This window comes from Synergistales bacterium (assembly GCA_021736445.1).
Taxonomy (GTDB): Bacteria; Synergistota; Synergistia; order Synergistales; family Aminiphilaceae; genus JAIPGA01.
This window is the reverse complement of the sequence record JAIPGA010000023.1, coordinates 1-15,670: the sequence shown is the minus strand read 5'-3', so window position 1 is coordinate 15,670 and position 15,670 is coordinate 1. Positions and strand designations below refer to the sequence as shown.

Annotated in this window: 17 protein-coding genes; 7 read left to right on the top strand and 10 right to left on the bottom strand. The window is 59.0% G+C overall.

Annotated elements, in window-relative coordinates; genetic code table 11:
• Positions 1-47: 47 nt before the first annotated feature.
• The 3 genes from K9L28_05450 to K9L28_05440 all read right to left on the bottom strand — a co-directional run bounded on the left by K9L28_05450 (position 48) and on the right by K9L28_05440 (position 3,235).
• Positions 48-869, bottom strand: a complete 822-nt coding sequence (locus tag K9L28_05450) for a PstS family phosphate ABC transporter substrate-binding protein (GenBank protein MCF7935762.1) — start codon at positions 867-869, stop codon at positions 48-50.
• A 122-nt stretch (positions 870-991) separates the two neighbouring features.
• On the bottom strand, positions 992-1,552 hold the full coding sequence (locus tag K9L28_05445) for a L,D-transpeptidase (GenBank protein MCF7935761.1): 561 nt from the start codon (positions 1,550-1,552) through the stop codon (positions 992-994).
• 123 nt (positions 1,553-1,675) lie between these two features.
• Positions 1,676-3,235, bottom strand: a complete 1,560-nt coding sequence (locus K9L28_05440) for a GNAT family N-acetyltransferase (GenBank protein ID MCF7935760.1) — start codon at positions 3,233-3,235, stop codon at positions 1,676-1,678.
• 279 nt (positions 3,236-3,514) lie between these two features.
• On the opposite strand from K9L28_05440, the gene K9L28_05435 reads away from it, so the two are divergent.
• The 4 genes from K9L28_05435 to K9L28_05420 all read left to right on the top strand — a co-directional run bounded on the left by K9L28_05435 (position 3,515) and on the right by K9L28_05420 (position 6,595).
• Entirely contained in the window at positions 3,515-4,654 is a 1,140-nt protein-coding gene (locus K9L28_05435; GenBank protein ID MCF7935759.1) for a hypothetical protein, read from the top strand.
• A 33-nt stretch (positions 4,655-4,687) separates the two neighbouring features.
• Entirely contained in the window at positions 4,688-5,686 is a 999-nt protein-coding gene (locus K9L28_05430) for a hypothetical protein (GenBank protein ID MCF7935758.1), read from the top strand.
• 63 nt (positions 5,687-5,749) lie between these two features.
• A complete protein-coding gene (locus tag K9L28_05425; GenBank protein MCF7935757.1) occupies positions 5,750-6,208 on the top strand; it encodes a hypothetical protein in 459 nt (152 codons plus the stop codon).
• Positions 6,209-6,289: 81 nt separating this feature from the next.
• Entirely contained in the window at positions 6,290-6,595 is a 306-nt protein-coding gene (locus tag K9L28_05420) for a hypothetical protein (protein MCF7935756.1), read from the top strand.
• 77 nt (positions 6,596-6,672) lie between these two features.
• Here the strand turns inward: K9L28_05420 and K9L28_05415 are convergent, their stop codons facing one another.
• Both K9L28_05415 and K9L28_05410 read right to left on the bottom strand, forming a co-directional pair.
• Positions 6,673-7,413, bottom strand: coding sequence for an aspartate/glutamate racemase family protein (locus K9L28_05415; protein ID MCF7935755.1), 741 nt, complete (start codon positions 7,411-7,413; stop codon positions 6,673-6,675).
• A 91-nt stretch (positions 7,414-7,504) separates the two neighbouring features.
• A complete protein-coding gene (locus tag K9L28_05410; GenBank protein ID MCF7935754.1) occupies positions 7,505-8,593 on the bottom strand; it encodes an AI-2E family transporter in 1,089 nt (362 codons plus the stop codon).
• Between the two features lie 222 nt (positions 8,594-8,815).
• On the opposite strand from K9L28_05410, the gene K9L28_05405 reads away from it, so the two are divergent.
• Entirely contained in the window at positions 8,816-9,904 is a 1,089-nt protein-coding gene (locus tag K9L28_05405) for a hypothetical protein (GenBank protein MCF7935753.1), read from the top strand.
• 9 nt (positions 9,905-9,913) lie between these two features.
• On the opposite strand, the gene K9L28_05400 is transcribed toward K9L28_05405, so the two are convergent.
• Complete coding sequence (locus K9L28_05400) at positions 9,914-10,534, bottom strand: transglycosylase SLT domain-containing protein (protein ID MCF7935752.1); 621 nt, start codon at positions 10,532-10,534, stop codon at positions 9,914-9,916.
• A gap of 92 nt (positions 10,535-10,626) precedes the next feature.
• Here K9L28_05400 and K9L28_05395 point away from each other — a divergent pair, with 92 nt between their 5' ends.
• On the top strand, positions 10,627-11,817 hold the full coding sequence (locus K9L28_05395; GenBank protein ID MCF7935751.1) for a M20 family metallopeptidase: 1,191 nt from the start codon (positions 10,627-10,629) through the stop codon (positions 11,815-11,817).
• 75 nt (positions 11,818-11,892) lie between these two features.
• Here the strand turns inward: K9L28_05395 and K9L28_05390 are convergent, their stop codons facing one another.
• Both K9L28_05390 and K9L28_05385 read right to left on the bottom strand, forming a co-directional pair.
• On the bottom strand, positions 11,893-12,222 hold the full coding sequence (locus K9L28_05390) for a cupin domain-containing protein (protein ID MCF7935750.1): 330 nt from the start codon (positions 12,220-12,222) through the stop codon (positions 11,893-11,895).
• Entirely contained in the window at positions 12,219-12,899 is a 681-nt protein-coding gene (locus tag K9L28_05385; protein ID MCF7935749.1) for a GntR family transcriptional regulator, read from the bottom strand. Before K9L28_05385 ends, K9L28_05390 begins: the two co-directional genes overlap by 4 nt.
• Before the next feature lie 223 nt (positions 12,900-13,122).
• On the opposite strand from K9L28_05385, the gene K9L28_05380 reads away from it, so the two are divergent.
• Positions 13,123-13,473, top strand: coding sequence for a hypothetical protein (locus K9L28_05380; protein MCF7935748.1), 351 nt, complete (start codon positions 13,123-13,125; stop codon positions 13,471-13,473).
• 113 nt (positions 13,474-13,586) lie between these two features.
• Here the strand turns inward: K9L28_05380 and K9L28_05375 are convergent, their stop codons facing one another.
• Both K9L28_05375 and K9L28_05370 read right to left on the bottom strand, forming a co-directional pair.
• Positions 13,587-14,432, bottom strand: a complete 846-nt coding sequence (locus K9L28_05375) for an adenine nucleotide alpha hydrolase family protein (protein ID MCF7935747.1) — start codon at positions 14,430-14,432, stop codon at positions 13,587-13,589.
• A 187-nt stretch (positions 14,433-14,619) separates the two neighbouring features.
• Positions 14,620-15,670, bottom strand: a 1,051-nt coding sequence (locus tag K9L28_05370; GenBank protein ID MCF7935746.1) for a C69 family dipeptidase, incomplete at its 5' end; no start/stop codon positions are given.

The window sequence follows — 15,670 nt, the reverse complement described above, 5'->3', positions numbered from 1 at the left end:
AGTGGAGGGGGGGGTGGTTGTCCATCAACCGATCAAATGCCGTTTCCCTATTTCACGGGAAGGAACCCGGCCTGCTTCACCTGCTTCTGGCCCTCGGCGCTGAAGATAAAGTCAATGAAGGCCTTGGTATCGCCGGCGGGCTCGCCGTCGGTGTACATGTGGAGGAAGCGGACCACCGGGAATTCGCCGCTCAGAGCCGTCTCTGTGTTGGCGGGAATACCGTTGATACTGAGCGTCTCGATATCCTCGTTGTCTTCGATGTAGCCGATCCCATTGTAGCCGATGGCCAGGGGGTTATTGGCCACGGTCTGGTTCATGGCGCCGGCGGAGGCCACAACGATGGAGCGGGGAAGAACCCTCTTGCCCTCGAGAACCTTCTTCTCCCAGGTCTCGAAGGTGCCGGAGCTGGTGTCGCGGGTCACCACGGCGATGTGCTTGTCCTCGCCACCCACCTCGCTCCAGTTCTTGATCTTGCCGGTGTAGATCTTCATCAGCTGGTCCAGGGTCAGGTTGTCCACGGGGTTGGAAGGGTGGACCACGGGGATCACGGCGTCGATGGCAACCTTGTGGTCCATCGGCTCGATGCCCTTCTCCTCGGCCATCTTGATTTCCCTGTCCTTGATGGGGCGGGAGGCATCGGCGATATCGGTGGTGCCGTCGATCAGAGCCTTGATTCCGTTTCCGCTGCCGCCGCCGGAAACGGTGATGGAGACATCGGGATTCTCCGCCATGAACTTCTCGGCACAGGCCTGGGCGATGGGAAGCACGGTGGTGGAACCCTTGATGGTGATCTCACCGGCAAAGGCAGCCCCGGCAAGCAACGAAAGACCCAGCAGTGCAGAAAGCAGAACAACAGCAAAACGCTTCATAGACACATCTCCTCCTTCATGTTTTCAGTGGACCGATCCGGCCCGACCGTTTTCACGGAGAGTGTACCGAAGGCGTGTAACACAGCCATGTCACGAGCGTAACGCCTGTGTAACAATACCGTCTACCTCTGGATGACCACGGTGGTGCCAATCCCCACCTGCTCTTTGAGCACCTCGATGTTTCGGTTGTGCAGTCTGATGCACCCCTCGGTGACGCGCTTCCCGATCGTTGACGGGTCATGGGTCCCATGGATGCCGATGCCCTTCCAGCCTGTTTCCAGCCGGATGAACCAGGGACCGTAGGCACCCTCGATGGGCCCCTTGCCGTCGCCGAAGTCGTGCTTCCAGTAGCTGGAGTCCTGGATCTGCTGCACGCTGAAGACCCCTTCCGGCGTGCGCATATCGCCGACGCGCCGCTTGTCTCCGGAACGCTCCCCCAGGGCCACGGGATAGCTGTCCTGGGGCTCCTTTCCCTTGAGTGCGTAGAGTTTCGCAGCGCTCTTGTCGATCAGAACCCAGAACTCCTGTGAACCCACATCCAGACTGGCGCCTTCGCCGAGACGGATCGTGTACCGACGAGCGGGGTCCTCCGGCTGCTGCACGGCATTCCCCTTCTCGTCGGGCCCTTCAGCGGACTGACGCTGTGAGACAGCGGCACCGTCCGTTGCGTCGGCCCCGAACATCCCGAAGGCGAAAAATCCGCCGATGACAAGCCCACCGATCACAATACCCAGAAGGAGAACCCGCGCAAGGCCTCCTCCGCCGCGATTCCCCGAAAACATACCTCTGCGTCTGCGCAAGAGATATCACACCTCCTCTGTGGAATTCCTCTTCCCCAACCAGTCAAGCCGGTAGAGATCCCGCCGTCTGCTCCGGAGGTTCCGCACACTCCCCTGCTGCCGCAACTCTTTGAGCAGCTCCACATCGAGATCGGCCACCAGGACCATCTCGGTGTTCGGATTCGCCTCGGCGGCGATGGCATCGTGGGGAAAGGCGAAATCGGCGGGCGTGAAGACCGCTGCCTGGGAGTACTGGATATCCATATTTTCCACCTTGGGGATGTTTCCCACACTCCCCGATATCGCCACATAGCATTCGTTCTCGATGGCCCGAGCCTGGGCACAGCGCCGCACCCGCAGATAGCCGTTTTTCGTATCCGTCCAGAAGGGTACCAGCAGTATATTGATTCCTCTATCGGCCAGATAGCGGGCCAGCTCTGGGAATTCCACATCGTAACAGACCAGGATCCCCACGGTTCCCACATCCGTCTCGAACTCCCGGAGCCCGAAACCGCCCTGCAGCCCCCAGAACCGCGATTCATCGGGGGTAATGTGCAGTTTGTACTGCTTGTCCCAGGTTCCGTCCCTTCTGCACAGGAAAGAGACATTGAACAGCTTGCTTTCGTGGTACTCCGGCATGCTCCCGGCCACGATATTGACATTATACTCCACGGCCATCTCGAGGAACCGCTGCCGTATCTCGTCGGTATATTCGGCCAGGGAACGCATCGCCTCGGCGGGATCCTCCTGGTTGAACTTCCACATCAGAGGCGCGTTGAAAAGCTCCGGGAAGAGGATGATATCGGCGTTGTAATCCGCCAGCGTGTCGACAAAGAACTCGACCTGTTGCATCATGTCGTCGAGAGAGCGGAAGAGCCGCATCTGCCACTGCACCGCTCCGAATCGGATGTAGCTCCGCATCTGGGAAATCCGTCGTCCCGTCTCCTCGTAGTAGATGTTGTTCCACTCCAGAAGCACCCCGTACCCCATGGAGTGACGGTCCTCAGGCCAGTACCCGCGGATCACCTTCCGGAAGTGGAACCCGTTGCTCAGCTGGAAGGTCAGCACGGGATCGTGGAGCTCCCGGGCCTGCACCATCTGGATGTAGTCGTGCGGCGACACCTCGCCCGCATTGTCCTGGTAGTTCGGTATGCGGCCGCCGATCAGGATCCCCTTGAGATTGGCGTTCTCGCAGAGTTCCTTCCGGGCATCGTAGAGCCGGCGCCCGAGACGCAGGCCGCGGTAGTCGGGGTGGACAAAGACATCGATCCCGTAGAGATAGTCGCCCTCGGGATCGTGGTTTTCGATATACCCCTCCCCGACAACCTGGTCGTAGGTATGGGCATCGCCGAATTTGCCGTAGTCGATGATCAGGCTCAACGCCGCCGCAACCACCTTGCCGTCGTCCTCGATGCAGATCTGCCCCTCGGGGAAACGGGTGATCTGAGCGGAAAACTCCTCGAAGTCCCACTCCCCGCCCATTGTAGAAGGATACACATGGCGCATGATCTCCTTGATGTCATCGTAATCCGAGCGGCGCAGCGTGCGGAGCTGCAATCTATAGGAGGTGTGGCCGCTTTCGTCCATCCCGTTCTCGTTCCCTTTCCGTCTTGATTTTTGGAACACCTGTCAGGAGAGGCGTCCACCAAATGCATATTGTACAGCAACCATGGCCTCCCGAAACAGCGAAACCTCCTTCCACCGGAAAGAAGGCCTCTGTTTCACGGAACTCTTTCTGGTACAATATGATTTCGAACAAATATCGGAGAATCTCGTCGGCGCTGGTTCCATATTCCCGCATGCTTCCGAGAACGGCCAGGCCGCACTACAATACAGCAGCTGCAAGCCGAAAGGGGTGCTCCATCAGTGAAACGACCCGTCCAGCTTCTCTACGTCACAGCCGGCCACGGGCATAAAACCGCTGCACGTGCGCTGCGGGAGGCTCTCGACAAACGCTATCGGGCGAATGTGGTCCTCGATATCCTGGCATTTTCCAACAAACTCTTCAACTGGACCTTCAGCAACGCCTACGATTTCTTCAGCGAGCACGGCCATCTCGCCTTAAAGGGCATCTACAAACTCACGGACCAAAAAGGCGAGTCAAGCAATTTCGTACAGCTTCTGAACTTTTTCAGCACCCGAAACGTGGAGGGCTTCGAACAGTACATCAATGATAACAGAGACAGCCCCATGGTCTGCACCCACTTTTTCCCGGCCCAGGTGCTCACCAGACTGAGAGCCGAAAACACGCTGAAAGGCAGCATCTACGCCGTCGTAACCGACTACAGCCTGCACAGGATGTGGGTCAATGAAGGCATCGACCGCTATTACGTAGGGAGCGAAGCGGTCCGCGACAGTCTTGTCCGAAACGGTGTCCCCCAACGCAAGATACGGCTCACGGGGATCCCCATATCCGATCGATTCTCCCAGCCGATCAACAGGGAATCCATCATCAAAGAGCACGGACTGGACCCCAGGAGGTTTACCCTGTTGCTGATCGCAAGCGCCATGACCGACAGCCTCACCATTATGCTGCTGGAAGAACTGCTGGGGGCGGGGATGCAGATGAACCTCCTGCTGGTGGCCGGGAGAAACCGGGACGTTCTGGAGAAACTCGAACGCTACCACTCGACAAAAAATGTGGAACTCCGCAAATTCGGATTCATCCACAACCTCCACGAATTGATGGGTGTCAGCACCTTGATGATCACCAAACCTGGGGGGCTCACCGTCAGCGAGGCCCTTGCCATGCATACGCCGATGCTCATGTTCAAGCCGATCCCCTATCAGGAAACCTACAACGCCCAGTACATCGAACAGAAGGGGGCCGGCGTGCTTGCGCGGTCGGAAGAGGATATCATGCGCAAGATTTCTCTTCTCTACCACAACCCCAAAAGGCTCCGCGAGATGACGGCCGCCGCAAAGGAGATCTCCTTTCCCAACGCAGCCGGTGATATCGCCGACAGCCTGCTGCAGGACGAAGCGGGAAGCGTCGACCCGCTCTGACCCCTGTCCGGGGGTATCGATGAGGCTATTTTCATGAATAAAGAGAGGCTTATCAAGATCGCAAACGGCTCCATCGCCGCGCTGATCCTCTTTTTTTCCATCCGCTACATCCTCCAGCTCGTCCCGGAGATCACCGCAGCCGGCATCGCGGAATCGCTGCGCAAGACGCCGCCGATCGTCATGATCGCCGCTCTGGGTGTAACGGCACTCAATTATCTGCTGGTGATCGGTTACGATCTCCTGACAGCCCATCAGCTGCGTCTTCGTGTTCCACGATGGCACATCTCTGTAGTGTCGCTGATCTCTTTCATCCTCAACAACAATCTCGGCCTCGGGGCCCTGGCTGGAGGGCTTGTCCGCTTTCGCTTTCTCTCCCGGCTCGGCCTCTCCCCCAAAACCATCGGCAACTACATACTGCTTTTCGCCTGGATCTACTGGCTCGGCCTGATCACCCTGGCGATGCTCCTCTACCTCTTTGTCTCGCCGGAACAGAAACTGGTCTTCCCCTTCTGGGACACCTCCATCGCGGCCTATTACGTGGGGCTTGGCGCCACAGCGTTGTTTGTCGCCTTTGTGATTCTGGTGCTGTCAAAGGAATACCTGGCTCTGCAGGACCACAAGTTGATGGCCCCTTTCGCCACTCCCACCATCGCCGCAACGCAGATTCTCATCTCCACTGCGGACTGGACATTTCTGGGCCTGGTGATCTACACGCTTCTCCCGGAGTCCTCCCTGGGCTTTGTCCCCTATCTCTCGGTGTTCGTCATCGCCCAGGTGAGCGCCATCATCAGTCATGTTCCTCAGGGGGCCGGTGCCTTCGACGCCATTCTCCTTTTCTATCTGAAACCCTTCTACTCTGTGGACCAGATCGTCTCCACGCTCCTGCTCTTTCGCATCATTTATTTCCTCATCCCGCTTGCCGGAGGGATCCTTCTGCTTCTCTGGTACGAATCCCATTTCTACGGCGGCAGATTCAGGGAGATCATCAAAGAGACGTTCCGCACCGGCAAGGGTCCGGGAGAAATGGAATAACCCGCTCACGGGAGGTGACAAACCGTGTGGAATCTCTTCTTTCGGCGGAAAAACAGGATTCCGTTGACGCTGACAGACATTATCAAACGGGCGCCCTACTCACAGAAGACACTCGAATGGAGTCGGAACAAGCGCATCGTCGTCTACAATCCTCCCTTCTGGGGGCTCCACGACATATTTGTAGACAGCGGACTCGTCCATGCCGTCGTCTGCATCAAGGAGGACCATACCGCCTTTGTCTTCTACGGGAATTCCACTGGAGCGAGCGAGATCGCCAAATACAACGAGAATCAGGAGCTTCTTTCTTCGGAAGAGCTCAAACCGGGACATGTGGAATGGACCGTCTACGCCGACTATGTCCTCTACCGGGGAAGCGCTTTGCCACCCACGCGGGCACCCTATCACTGGGGCAACGTCATACGGACCTACCCCTTTGAAGAGCGTATCGACAGTGCATGGGCTCCGGGGGTGATCCGATCGCTTATCGAATGGCACAACGACAACGTAACGCATTCCAGATAGGGGAGACATTGCCGAGGGAAAGCCCGCGATGTATAATATAAGCGTTGGGTATATCAATCTGGCCGCAAAGGGGATGATGTCATGTACACCCTTCAGGCGCAGCAGCACGAGCCGGAATGGATCTATACCCAGGACCGCAGAAACCTGGAGCGGTACCGCATCCGCACGGAGGCGACCGATACCTCCTATCATTCCCGGGAACAGGGAAGACGGGACGAAATCGAAAAGGGATGGAAGGCCTCTTCATCCCAGAGAGCGGAAGGCAGCACGGCCACAGATGCAACAACGGGCATCCGTCAGAGAAGCAACGGTTTTGCATCACCCTTGGCCGCAGAGGCGACACAGCAGCTGTACGGCATCGGAACACAGTTTGACCACTACGCATAACCGAAACAAGCAAGCATCGAGCCGGAGGCCCCCGGTACCGGGGGCCTCCGGCTGTGCGCACCCGACAGCTTCCGTTGCTACATAAATCCCGCGAACCTATGGCGCACCAGCGCCGAGTGAACATGTGCGATCATCGTAAAAAAGTCGAAGACCGGCAACCCCACGGCCTGCTGAACAGCATAGGCATAGGGCGGGAGATCACTGCATTCGAGCAGAATGGCCCCCACTGAGGGCTGCTCTGCCACCATGCGTCGCGCTACGTCCACAACCTCCCGCTCTACCTCCGCCGAGTCGAGGCTCCCCTTCTCCTCCAGCACGGCGCCGGTGAACTCCTTCTTCTCTTCCATGCCCCGCACGACAAGAGGGATATCACCACCGACGCCAACCGCCCGGAAGTGCCCCTCTGTCAATGCCGGGGCATTCGCCGTAATCACGCCGATTGATCTCCCCGACTGCAGTGTCTGAAAGATGAAAGGGATCTGAAGGAGGCTGGAGAGGAAGACGGGGATCTCCATCGCCTCGCGCACCTCCCGCTGGAAGAGGGCCATGAATCCGCAGGCACCCGTAATGGCCTTGACCCCTTCGTCCTGCAGCTCCCGGGCTCCGTCAAGAAAGGGCTGCAGAAGTGACGGGTCGCGCTGGTTCAAAAGCCGCTCGATCGAGGCCCCTTTGATCTCTTTGTACCGCACGGGAAAGGGAAAGGTGGACGCATTGCCGACATTGCCGGGCACACAGGGATAGGCGGCATCGAGAATCAGGATGCCTATGGATTCGCCGTCCCAGGAACGTTTGCTATTGCGCACATGGTACACAACCATTGCCTCGCCTCCGTATTGGAATGATGGTGTCTGGAAAAGGGGCCGCAGAACGGGACCGACAGGACTCCGCGGCAGTGGCACTATCAGCCGCTCAGCCGCCCTCTTTCACCCGTTTGCCCAGCAGCTCCTTCTTGTAGCTCTTCCCGGAACCCATAATGACGCTGACAAAGTGCAGGGGGCGGATATTCTCGCACACAATCTTGATCGCCGAGGCCAACGGAACGGAAAGCAGGGCTCCCGCAATCCCCCACAGCCATCCCCAGAAAAGGAGGGCAAGCAGCACCACGACCGGACTGAGGTTCAACCGCTGCCCCAGGAGGTTGGGAAGCAGGATATTGCCGATGGACATCTGTATGGTGATGAGCGCCGCCATGCAGATGACGGTCATCCAGAAGTCGGGATAGAACTGCACGAGCGACAGGAGGATCGGCGGGATTGTGGCGATGATGGATCCAACGGTGGGGATGAAATTCAGCAGGAAGGTGACGACCCCCCAGGTCAAGGCGAAATCGAGGCCTATATAGGAGAGGAAGAGCCAGGTCAGAAACCCGGTAAGAAAGCTGACAAACAACAGCACCGCCAGATACCGCCCCACCTGAAAGGAGATGGATTCCAGAATCCGGTTGAGGTACCGGGCATGATCGTCGGAGAAGGCCTTGATCAGCTTGTACTTGAAGTAGGGCTTCCCAAGAAGGAGGAAGAAGAGAAAGAAGATCACCTTCACGAGATTGGTTACCAGGGCAACAAAGGAACCGGATATCTGGACAATGTAGGAACCGATCCGTTGCCCCCAGTTCACATTGAAGACATCAAGCGTCACATTCCCGGGCGTATCGAACTGACTGACCAGCGCCGACGAGATCTCCGCAAAACGGGCCTGGTACTTGGGATACTCGACGGCAAAGCTGGTCAGCTGGCTCTGGACCAGTGTAGCGAAGAGAAAGCCTATCCCCAGGAGAATCGGCAACACCATAATAACCGAGAGAACCCACGGGATACCTCGGCGTGCCATGAGCGTCACGACCGGACCCAGGATATAGGAAAGAAGCCAGGCGATAACAAGAGGAAGAATGACAGGTCGTGCGTATTTCAATACCACGCCGAGAGCGAAAAGGGTCAACAGTCCAAGAAAGATTACCGCTACACGATCGTACCGCTGAGTTAACGAAGAGTCGTCCATGATTACCAAAGGCTCCTTTGCATCTTACGCCGTCGTCGAACACTTCAGACAAACGCAATGTCTCACTGTCCCGCTCACCGTCACGTTCCCACCCCCCATCTCCACGCTCCAATCATCCACCCACATCAAGATGTTTTCCACCCTCTCCCCGTGCATTATAATGTATGCTACTCGAGGAACAAGGTCCGCACACTCTCCCTCCAGGAAGGAGGCGGCATGTAGATGAAATCCGGAAACCGCCCCGGCCGCTACGACGAACGGGACACGCTCTTTGCACGTATGGCCTATCAGCACGGCACTTTCAGCCACCAGGACTATTATAGCCGACATCCCGAAAAGCGGGAAACAGACGACGAGTTGCGGGGCATGCCTCCACTGGGGGATCCGGGGTCTCCAACCTTCCATGCCTTCGCCTCGCCGGCCTCGGAAGCGCTGTTCGCGTTCCTCGCCGACCTCCATCCTCTGGTACACCAGCGCCCCCTGACCCCCGCCGCTGACCACACACCCGAACAGCTCACCCGGTGGATCAAGGGCTTCGCAGGCCAATGCGGCGCTTCCAGCGTGGGCATCACCGAGCTCAGAGACAGACACTACTATACGCACCGCGGCAGGCATCCCCAGGTGTACGGCCTCCCCCCGGAACCGAGGCTCCCTGTAGGAATCGCCTTCGCCGTTCCCATGGACCTGGAACTGCTCCACACCGCCCCAAGGGCCCCCGAACAGCTGGCCACCGTCTTTGGCTACCTCAACGCCGCCATTGCAGGATTCGCGCTCACCTACGGCATCAGAGCCTTGGGCTACGAGGCGAGGAATCACATGGACGGCAACTATCTGCTTTTCGCCTCCCCTGTGGCCCGCGATGCCGGGGTGGGTGTCTTCGGACGGCATAGCCTGATCATGACCCGGGAACACGGCCCGGCTGTCCGGCTTGGCGTCGTCAGCACCGACATGCCGCTCTGCCTCGACAATCCCGACCCCCTCGAAGATCGCGTCCAGGCATTCTGCCGACACTGCAACCGCTGCGTCCAACTCTGTCCCGGAAGGGCCATACAACCCTCCGAAACAGAGGAAGGCTCCCCCTTTTGCGGCCGCCTCGACGGAGAGCGCTGCTTCCGCACCTGGCGCAGCGTCGGCACCGATTGTGGCGTCTGCATCAGCGCATGCCCCTTCGCGGAGGGAATCGACTGGCGGGAACTCGGCACCTGTGGAGACATCGGGCGCTTCGCCCGCAGGGAGCTGCAACGCTACGAAGCTCAATACGGGAAGCGCCCCTACCGGCCGGACGACCCGGAGTGGCTCCGCAGTCGCTGACGCCGGCGGTTACTCCCGCTTGAACATCCGCACCATATCCCGGTAGTAATCAAGCACCTTCCGGCGGTACGAAACGATATTCTTCCCCCGATAGCGGTCCAGCGCCCTGTCGACATTGCCCCCACTGTTGTCGAGAGCCTTGCGGAGGATATAGATCCCCACAGGAATATTGTACCGGCTTTTCACCAGCCGCCGTGCGGAGTAGACCATGTGGAAGGTATCGGGAATCCATCCCTTGTTGGCCTTCCAGTTCACCTGCATCAGCCCATAGCTGTACCCGTTCCTGACCCGGGGTTGCACCCCCGACTCCTTCACAATAATGGCCGCCGCAAGAAAGGGATCGACCTCGAAACGGCGGGAGTGGCGCTCCACGAGGGCGGCATAGTCCACACAGATCGCATCGCTCAAATCTGGGTTGACCTTCTTGAAGTAGTCCGCCATCACGCGTACCCGCCTGGGGTACTCCCGCTTCGCCCGGTGATCCTGCATGTAGTCGTAGGCGTGACTGTAGCCGAAGACCTTCACGTATCCCTCCGCCTGTCCAGCCAGCGGAGTGCCGAACAAACAGAACAGGCAGACACACAGCAACAGGGGGCGTACCTTCGACTTTTTCATATCAGTCCACAACATCGGTGGCAAACCTCCTTCGGAATCAGTACTTGACGAATGTCACGCTTCAAAGAATACTACGCGCAGACACCACACAAAAAGGAGGAAACAGCGTGTCGCGTTTCGAGAGAATCAAGGATGCCGTTTCGGAAGCCGAACTTGTGGCACTCCTGCGCCGATTGATCGAGATACCCAGCCATTCCGGGACACCGGGCCGCGAAGGGGAGATCGCCCGGTACGTCCAGGGGTTCCTCGCTGCGGAAGGCGTCGAATGCCGACTGATGCCCGTTCTGGAGGGACGCTCCAACGTCCTCGCACGGATACCGGGGGAAGGCGGCGGCACGGCATTGATGCTCAACGGCCACATCGATACGGTGCCGCCCTACAATATGGAGGAACCCTTCTCCGCCACCGTTGAGAACGGAACAATCCGCGGCAGAGGCGCCTGTGACATGAAATCCGGCGCCGCGGCCATGATGATGACCCTGGTAGCCTTTCGCAGGACAGGTATCCGGCTTGCCGGTGATCTTGTGTTCACCGCCGTGATCAACGAAGAGTTGAAAAGCGAGGGAACAGAGGAGGTCATCAGGCGGGGAATCAAGGCCGACTTCGCTATCGTCGGCGAACCAACCGATCTGACCATCGGCATCGGACACCGTGGTCTGGAGTGGCTGGACATCGAGATCAAGGGCAGGACCGCCCACGGAGGCACGCCGGAACAGGGCGTCAACGCCATTTCCAAGGCCGCCGCCTTCATCAGAGCGGTGGAGGATCGACTCATACCGAAGCTCGCCGGGCGCAGCCATCCGGTGGTCGGGGCCTCGACGCTGAATCTGGGCACCATCCGCGGTGGAGACCAGCCGAGCAGCGTAGCGGGACGCTGTCATGTCCAGATCGACCGTCGCCCGACTCCCGGCGAAACATTGGAACAGGTTCTCGGTGATTTCCGGGAGCTCCTCGACCAACTTGCGGCGGAAGACCCGGAATTCTCCGCCACCCTTCGGAGAAACCCCGACAATATGGCCACCATGGACCACCTCCCCGTCTTTGTGAAGGAAGACTCCCCGCTGGTGGTCCACCTGAAAGAGGCTATCCTCGAAACCACAGGTGCGGCGGCAGAGATATCGGTGGTCCCAGGCTGGACCGATGCCTCGTTACTGCAAAACTTCGGCGGCATACCGGCGCTCAACCTCGGTCCGGGATCCATCAAAAACGCCCACACCGAGTGGGAATTCGTCCCCGTTGCAGAGCTGGTCCAGGCCATGCACATCTACGCCGGAACAGCTCTGCGCCTGTGCGGGTAATCACCTCAGCCCAAAGGCCATCGCGGTGCCGCGGCGATCCCGGCACCGCTCTTCTCCATGGGGGAAAGACCTCCGCTACCTGTAATCCTCCCGCACAGGGGTGAAGACGTCGAGCACCCGGCATTCCTCCACGGCCTGGGCGGCATGTTCTACATCGCCAGGCACAACAACGACACCGCCTTCTTTCAACCTGTGCTCGCTGCCATCCACGGTGAGCGCCAACTCGCCGCTGAGGACATTGACGATCTGCTCGTGGGGATGGGAATGTGCCGGAAGACTCGCGCCTTCCTCGATCCGCCAGTAGGCCAGGGTGGCGTTATCGGAGTGCACAAAGCGTACATGGAGTCCGGGCCGCAGTTCCTTCTCTTCCATATCTCCAAGATCCAGTTTCTGAAAGGCCTTCATTGGGTGTCACCTCCGTAGGATAGATCGTTTCCCTCGTCCAGGGGAATCCTGGACAGTACATTGATCGCCAGCAGGACATGCCGTTCCATGATATCCGCCACCGCCGACGAACCCGAACGCAGGGCGTGCAGAATCTCCCAGTGCTCCTGCGGACTTGTATCGAACCCCTCTCCCGATATGGACTCAAAAAGCACCTGATAGACAAAGGTCGTGGAGACCACATTCTGCACATACCAGGCGAGAAAGCTGTTCCCGCTCGCTTCGCCGACGATCCGGTGGAACTCCATATTGGCTTCGATCGTACCGAGGGCATCCTTGGCTCTCCCCGCCCCTTCTTCCACTTTGATCGCCTCCTCCATCCTGCAGAGCTGGACGGGGTCCGCATGCTGCGCCGCAAGGGAGGAGGACATACGCTCCAGATGGGCGCGCACCGAATAGGCCTCCTCGATCTCCTTCCGCGACGGCGCCACCAGCCGGGCACCGCTGCCCCTGGAAAAGACCACGATCCCCTGTCCGGCCAGTCGCCGAAGCGCCTCGATCACCGGTGTTCTGCTCACACCGATCGCCTCGGCCAGCGGGATGGTGGGCAGACGCTGCCCCGCCATGAGCTCTTCGTTGATAATCTTTTTCATAATCTCCCTGTAGGCATGCTCGGAGGGAGAAGGATAGTCACTCATACACCAATCACCTGCTTCTTTCGCTAAGCTCCCGATACCAACACATTCTACCCTTTCCCGCCGGGACACCAAAGGCAAAATACCATGCTTCCCCTTCTTCGGGAAAAGAGACGCGCAGGTGTTGACAGAAGCCACCGAGGCGTGTAGAATTCAGTGCACAAAAGAAATTCACTGAATGCAGTGCACTCAATTACGAGGCACCTATTTGAGAGGAGGCGTTCCAATGTCCAAGGTTACAGCCACAACGGTACAGGGAAATCTCTATCTGTTCTGCAGGAACATGGGGGATCAGGAAGGAATGCAGGCCGCCACGCAGTATCAAGAGGCCTTTGAGAGCCTGGCCCGAGAGCTGAAGAAGGCGGGATCATCTCTCCAGCGTGTTCTGTATCTGACGGTGCGGGCCCCCCAGGACGTGACACATGGCGCGGCTTTCCGCAACGCCTACAGGGACGTCTTCGGCGAAGCCGGTCCAACAGTCCGGTTCCTTCCGTCAAAGGAAGGCTCTCTGGGTTTTGACATCATCGCAGGCCCTGCGGATGTCTACAAACCGTCTCTCCTCCGTCGCGCAGCGTAGTCGACAGACCACAGCCGAACGCCGGACAGCCGAACCCACGATACAGGACAGGGGGGGCGGGGGGTCCCGGCCGCCCTGTCCTGTATCTCCCTATCCCCGCCTTGCCCTCCCACCTATTGGTTGAGTGGGAGCTCCCGCTTCCGATACCACTCCTCCACCCGGGCATAGAGCTTGCAGACACCGCATACCGGTTCTCTGGAGGCTGCGCCGCAGTATTCGCAGCGTCCGAAACCGCTGGTGTCTTCCAGGTTCTCCCGTCGGCCGTTTTCGCGCATGTAGGAAAAGTAGAACTTCCGTTTCTGCCCCGGCATCTCCGCTTCCAGAAGATCGAGGGCTCGCTTGTGGGCATGACTGGTGGCGTCGGCGGCAAAAGGGCACACTGTCTGGAGCACATCGATGCCGGCCAAGGTGGCATAGATCCCGATCTCCTCGTCCTCCAGCCGGAACAGCGGCTTGGCTTTGGCCGGCATCGCCGGATGCGGGGAGCGCAACAGCGGATACTGTTTCCGGACAAACCGCTGCCTGTTTCCGATGAGGTTCCCCAGCAACCTGCTGGCCTCGTCATCGAGGTTGTGTCCGGTAACCAGTACGCCAAAGCCTTCATCTGTCGCGTGCTTGTTGAAGAAATGCCGTTTCAGCTTCCCGCACAAGGAGCAGATCTTTTCCCGGAAGGCCCGCTGTATCTCCGGCATGGTGAACCCGAAGGACTCCTTCAGCGGATACTCGCTCCAGGAAAGATCGCGGGCTTCGGCAAAGTTCGCCACGGCCTCACTGGAGTAACGGGAGAATTCGCCGATGCCCAGATTGATATGCAATCCCCGTGTGCTGTAGCCCAGCCGGCGCAGAAGATCCCACACCACAAGCGAATCCTTGCCTCCCGAGACAGCGACCATCAGCGGGGTGTCCGGGAAGAGCCGCATACGCTTCAATGCCCGGCGCAGGCTGTTCTCGACAAACACGAAGAAACATTCTCGGCAGAACCGTGCATTATGCGATGGAAGCGCCACCAGCGCCTCACCCTTGCATCGCGTGCACTTCGCACCTCCGGGAAGGTCCATGTGGGCCAGCCCCATGGCATCACCTCGCACCACCGTTTCGGTTCCAGGGCCGCCGTACGGGCGGCAGCCCTTCATCCGTTGCAAAGAGCTATTTCTCAGGCTCCTTGTAGGTTGTCGGTCCGTTGTAGTAGTCTGTTCTTTTGAGCCATTCCTTGGGATACCCCACCTCACCGGCCATGTGACCGGGGCTGTTGATGTAGCCGTCATTATAGCGGACGATCAGCTCCTCCGAGAACTCCCACCACCGGGAAACCACCTGTTGCGCGTTGGTGGTGCAGAACTCCGTAAGGTAGCGACGGGCGGCCTCCCGGCTTTCCCCAAGGAGCTTCCCTGCCCTCTCATCGACCTTTTTGGACGCTTCAAGCTCTCCCAGCTCGATGGAGTCCTGCAGACGCTTGATATCCTGATGCATGTAGCTGTACTTCAACGCGGACCAGTTGGCCACGAAATTGAAGGCCCACCAGGCGCTCTCCCTGGAGAAGTGATCCGTGTCGCAGGTGGAATAGGCTTCGGGGAGACCGGAGACCCCCACATAGAAGGGCACAAAGCAGGTCTCGGCGGGCTTGTCCGGGCCGAACCAGCAGATTCCGCCGATCGGATCAGGCAGCCAGCCTCTGGCCTGATTGACAAAGGTGTAGCCGCAATAGGCCACCGAAAGCGGCCGCTCCCATGCTCCGGCCAGATCTCTATGAGGGTCGCCCACATCGCCCTGGCCATCGTAGGGACCGTAGTATCGGTTGGGATACCCGAAGGGGCCGGCTGCGACCCCTTCTGTCATATCGAACTGGGTTCCCTCGTAGTGATCCCGGTAGAGATTCATGACATCCCGGACCGTCAGCTTTTCATCGGGTTTGACGGAGAAGGGATACGCTCGGGTGTAGCCATCCTCCACCCAGGGGCTGAGGTTGAGAGAGGGAGCCAGCTTGGATTGCACCCGCCAGACCCGCCGGAGGGAGTAGTAGGGGTGATTGTACTCACCGAGACTCACGGTACGCAGCCAGTCCAGCGGACCGTCGGAGGGGGACCACCAGCCGCGCTCCCGGGCCACATCGAAGAGGTTGTCCGAGTAGAGTATGCTGGGATCGTCCCGCTTGATCTCCCGGATTCTGAATTCGTTGGCCGCCACAAAGACCTCCCCG

Coding starts and splice junctions, on each gene's coding strand:
- K9L28_05390 (MCF7935750.1), bottom strand. CDS start 12,222: ATGAAGGCCTTTCAGAAACTGGATCTTGGAGATATGGAAGAGAAGGAA.
- K9L28_05380 (MCF7935748.1), top strand. CDS start 13,123: ATGTCCAAGGTTACAGCCACAACGGTACAGGGAAATCTCTATCTGTTC.
- K9L28_05440 (MCF7935760.1), bottom strand. CDS start 3,235: ATGGACGAAAGCGGCCACACCTCCTATAGATTGCAGCTCCGCACGCTG.
- K9L28_05400 (MCF7935752.1), bottom strand. CDS start 10,534: ATGTTGTGGACTGATATGAAAAAGTCGAAGGTACGCCCCCTGTTGCTG.
- K9L28_05420 (MCF7935756.1), top strand. CDS start 6,290: ATGTACACCCTTCAGGCGCAGCAGCACGAGCCGGAATGGATCTATACC.
- K9L28_05385 (MCF7935749.1), bottom strand. CDS start 12,899: ATGAGTGACTATCCTTCTCCCTCCGAGCATGCCTACAGGGAGATTATG.
- K9L28_05450 (MCF7935762.1), bottom strand. CDS start 869: ATGAAGCGTTTTGCTGTTGTTCTGCTTTCTGCACTGCTGGGTCTTTCG.
- K9L28_05410 (MCF7935754.1), bottom strand. CDS start 8,593: ATGGACGACTCTTCGTTAACTCAGCGGTACGATCGTGTAGCGGTAATC.
- K9L28_05405 (MCF7935753.1), top strand. CDS start 8,816: ATGAAATCCGGAAACCGCCCCGGCCGCTACGACGAACGGGACACGCTC.
- K9L28_05430 (MCF7935758.1), top strand. CDS start 4,688: ATGAATAAAGAGAGGCTTATCAAGATCGCAAACGGCTCCATCGCCGCG.
- K9L28_05445 (MCF7935761.1), bottom strand. CDS start 1,552: ATGTTCGGGGCCGACGCAACGGACGGTGCCGCTGTCTCACAGCGTCAG.
- K9L28_05415 (MCF7935755.1), bottom strand. CDS start 7,413: ATGGTTGTGTACCATGTGCGCAATAGCAAACGTTCCTGGGACGGCGAA.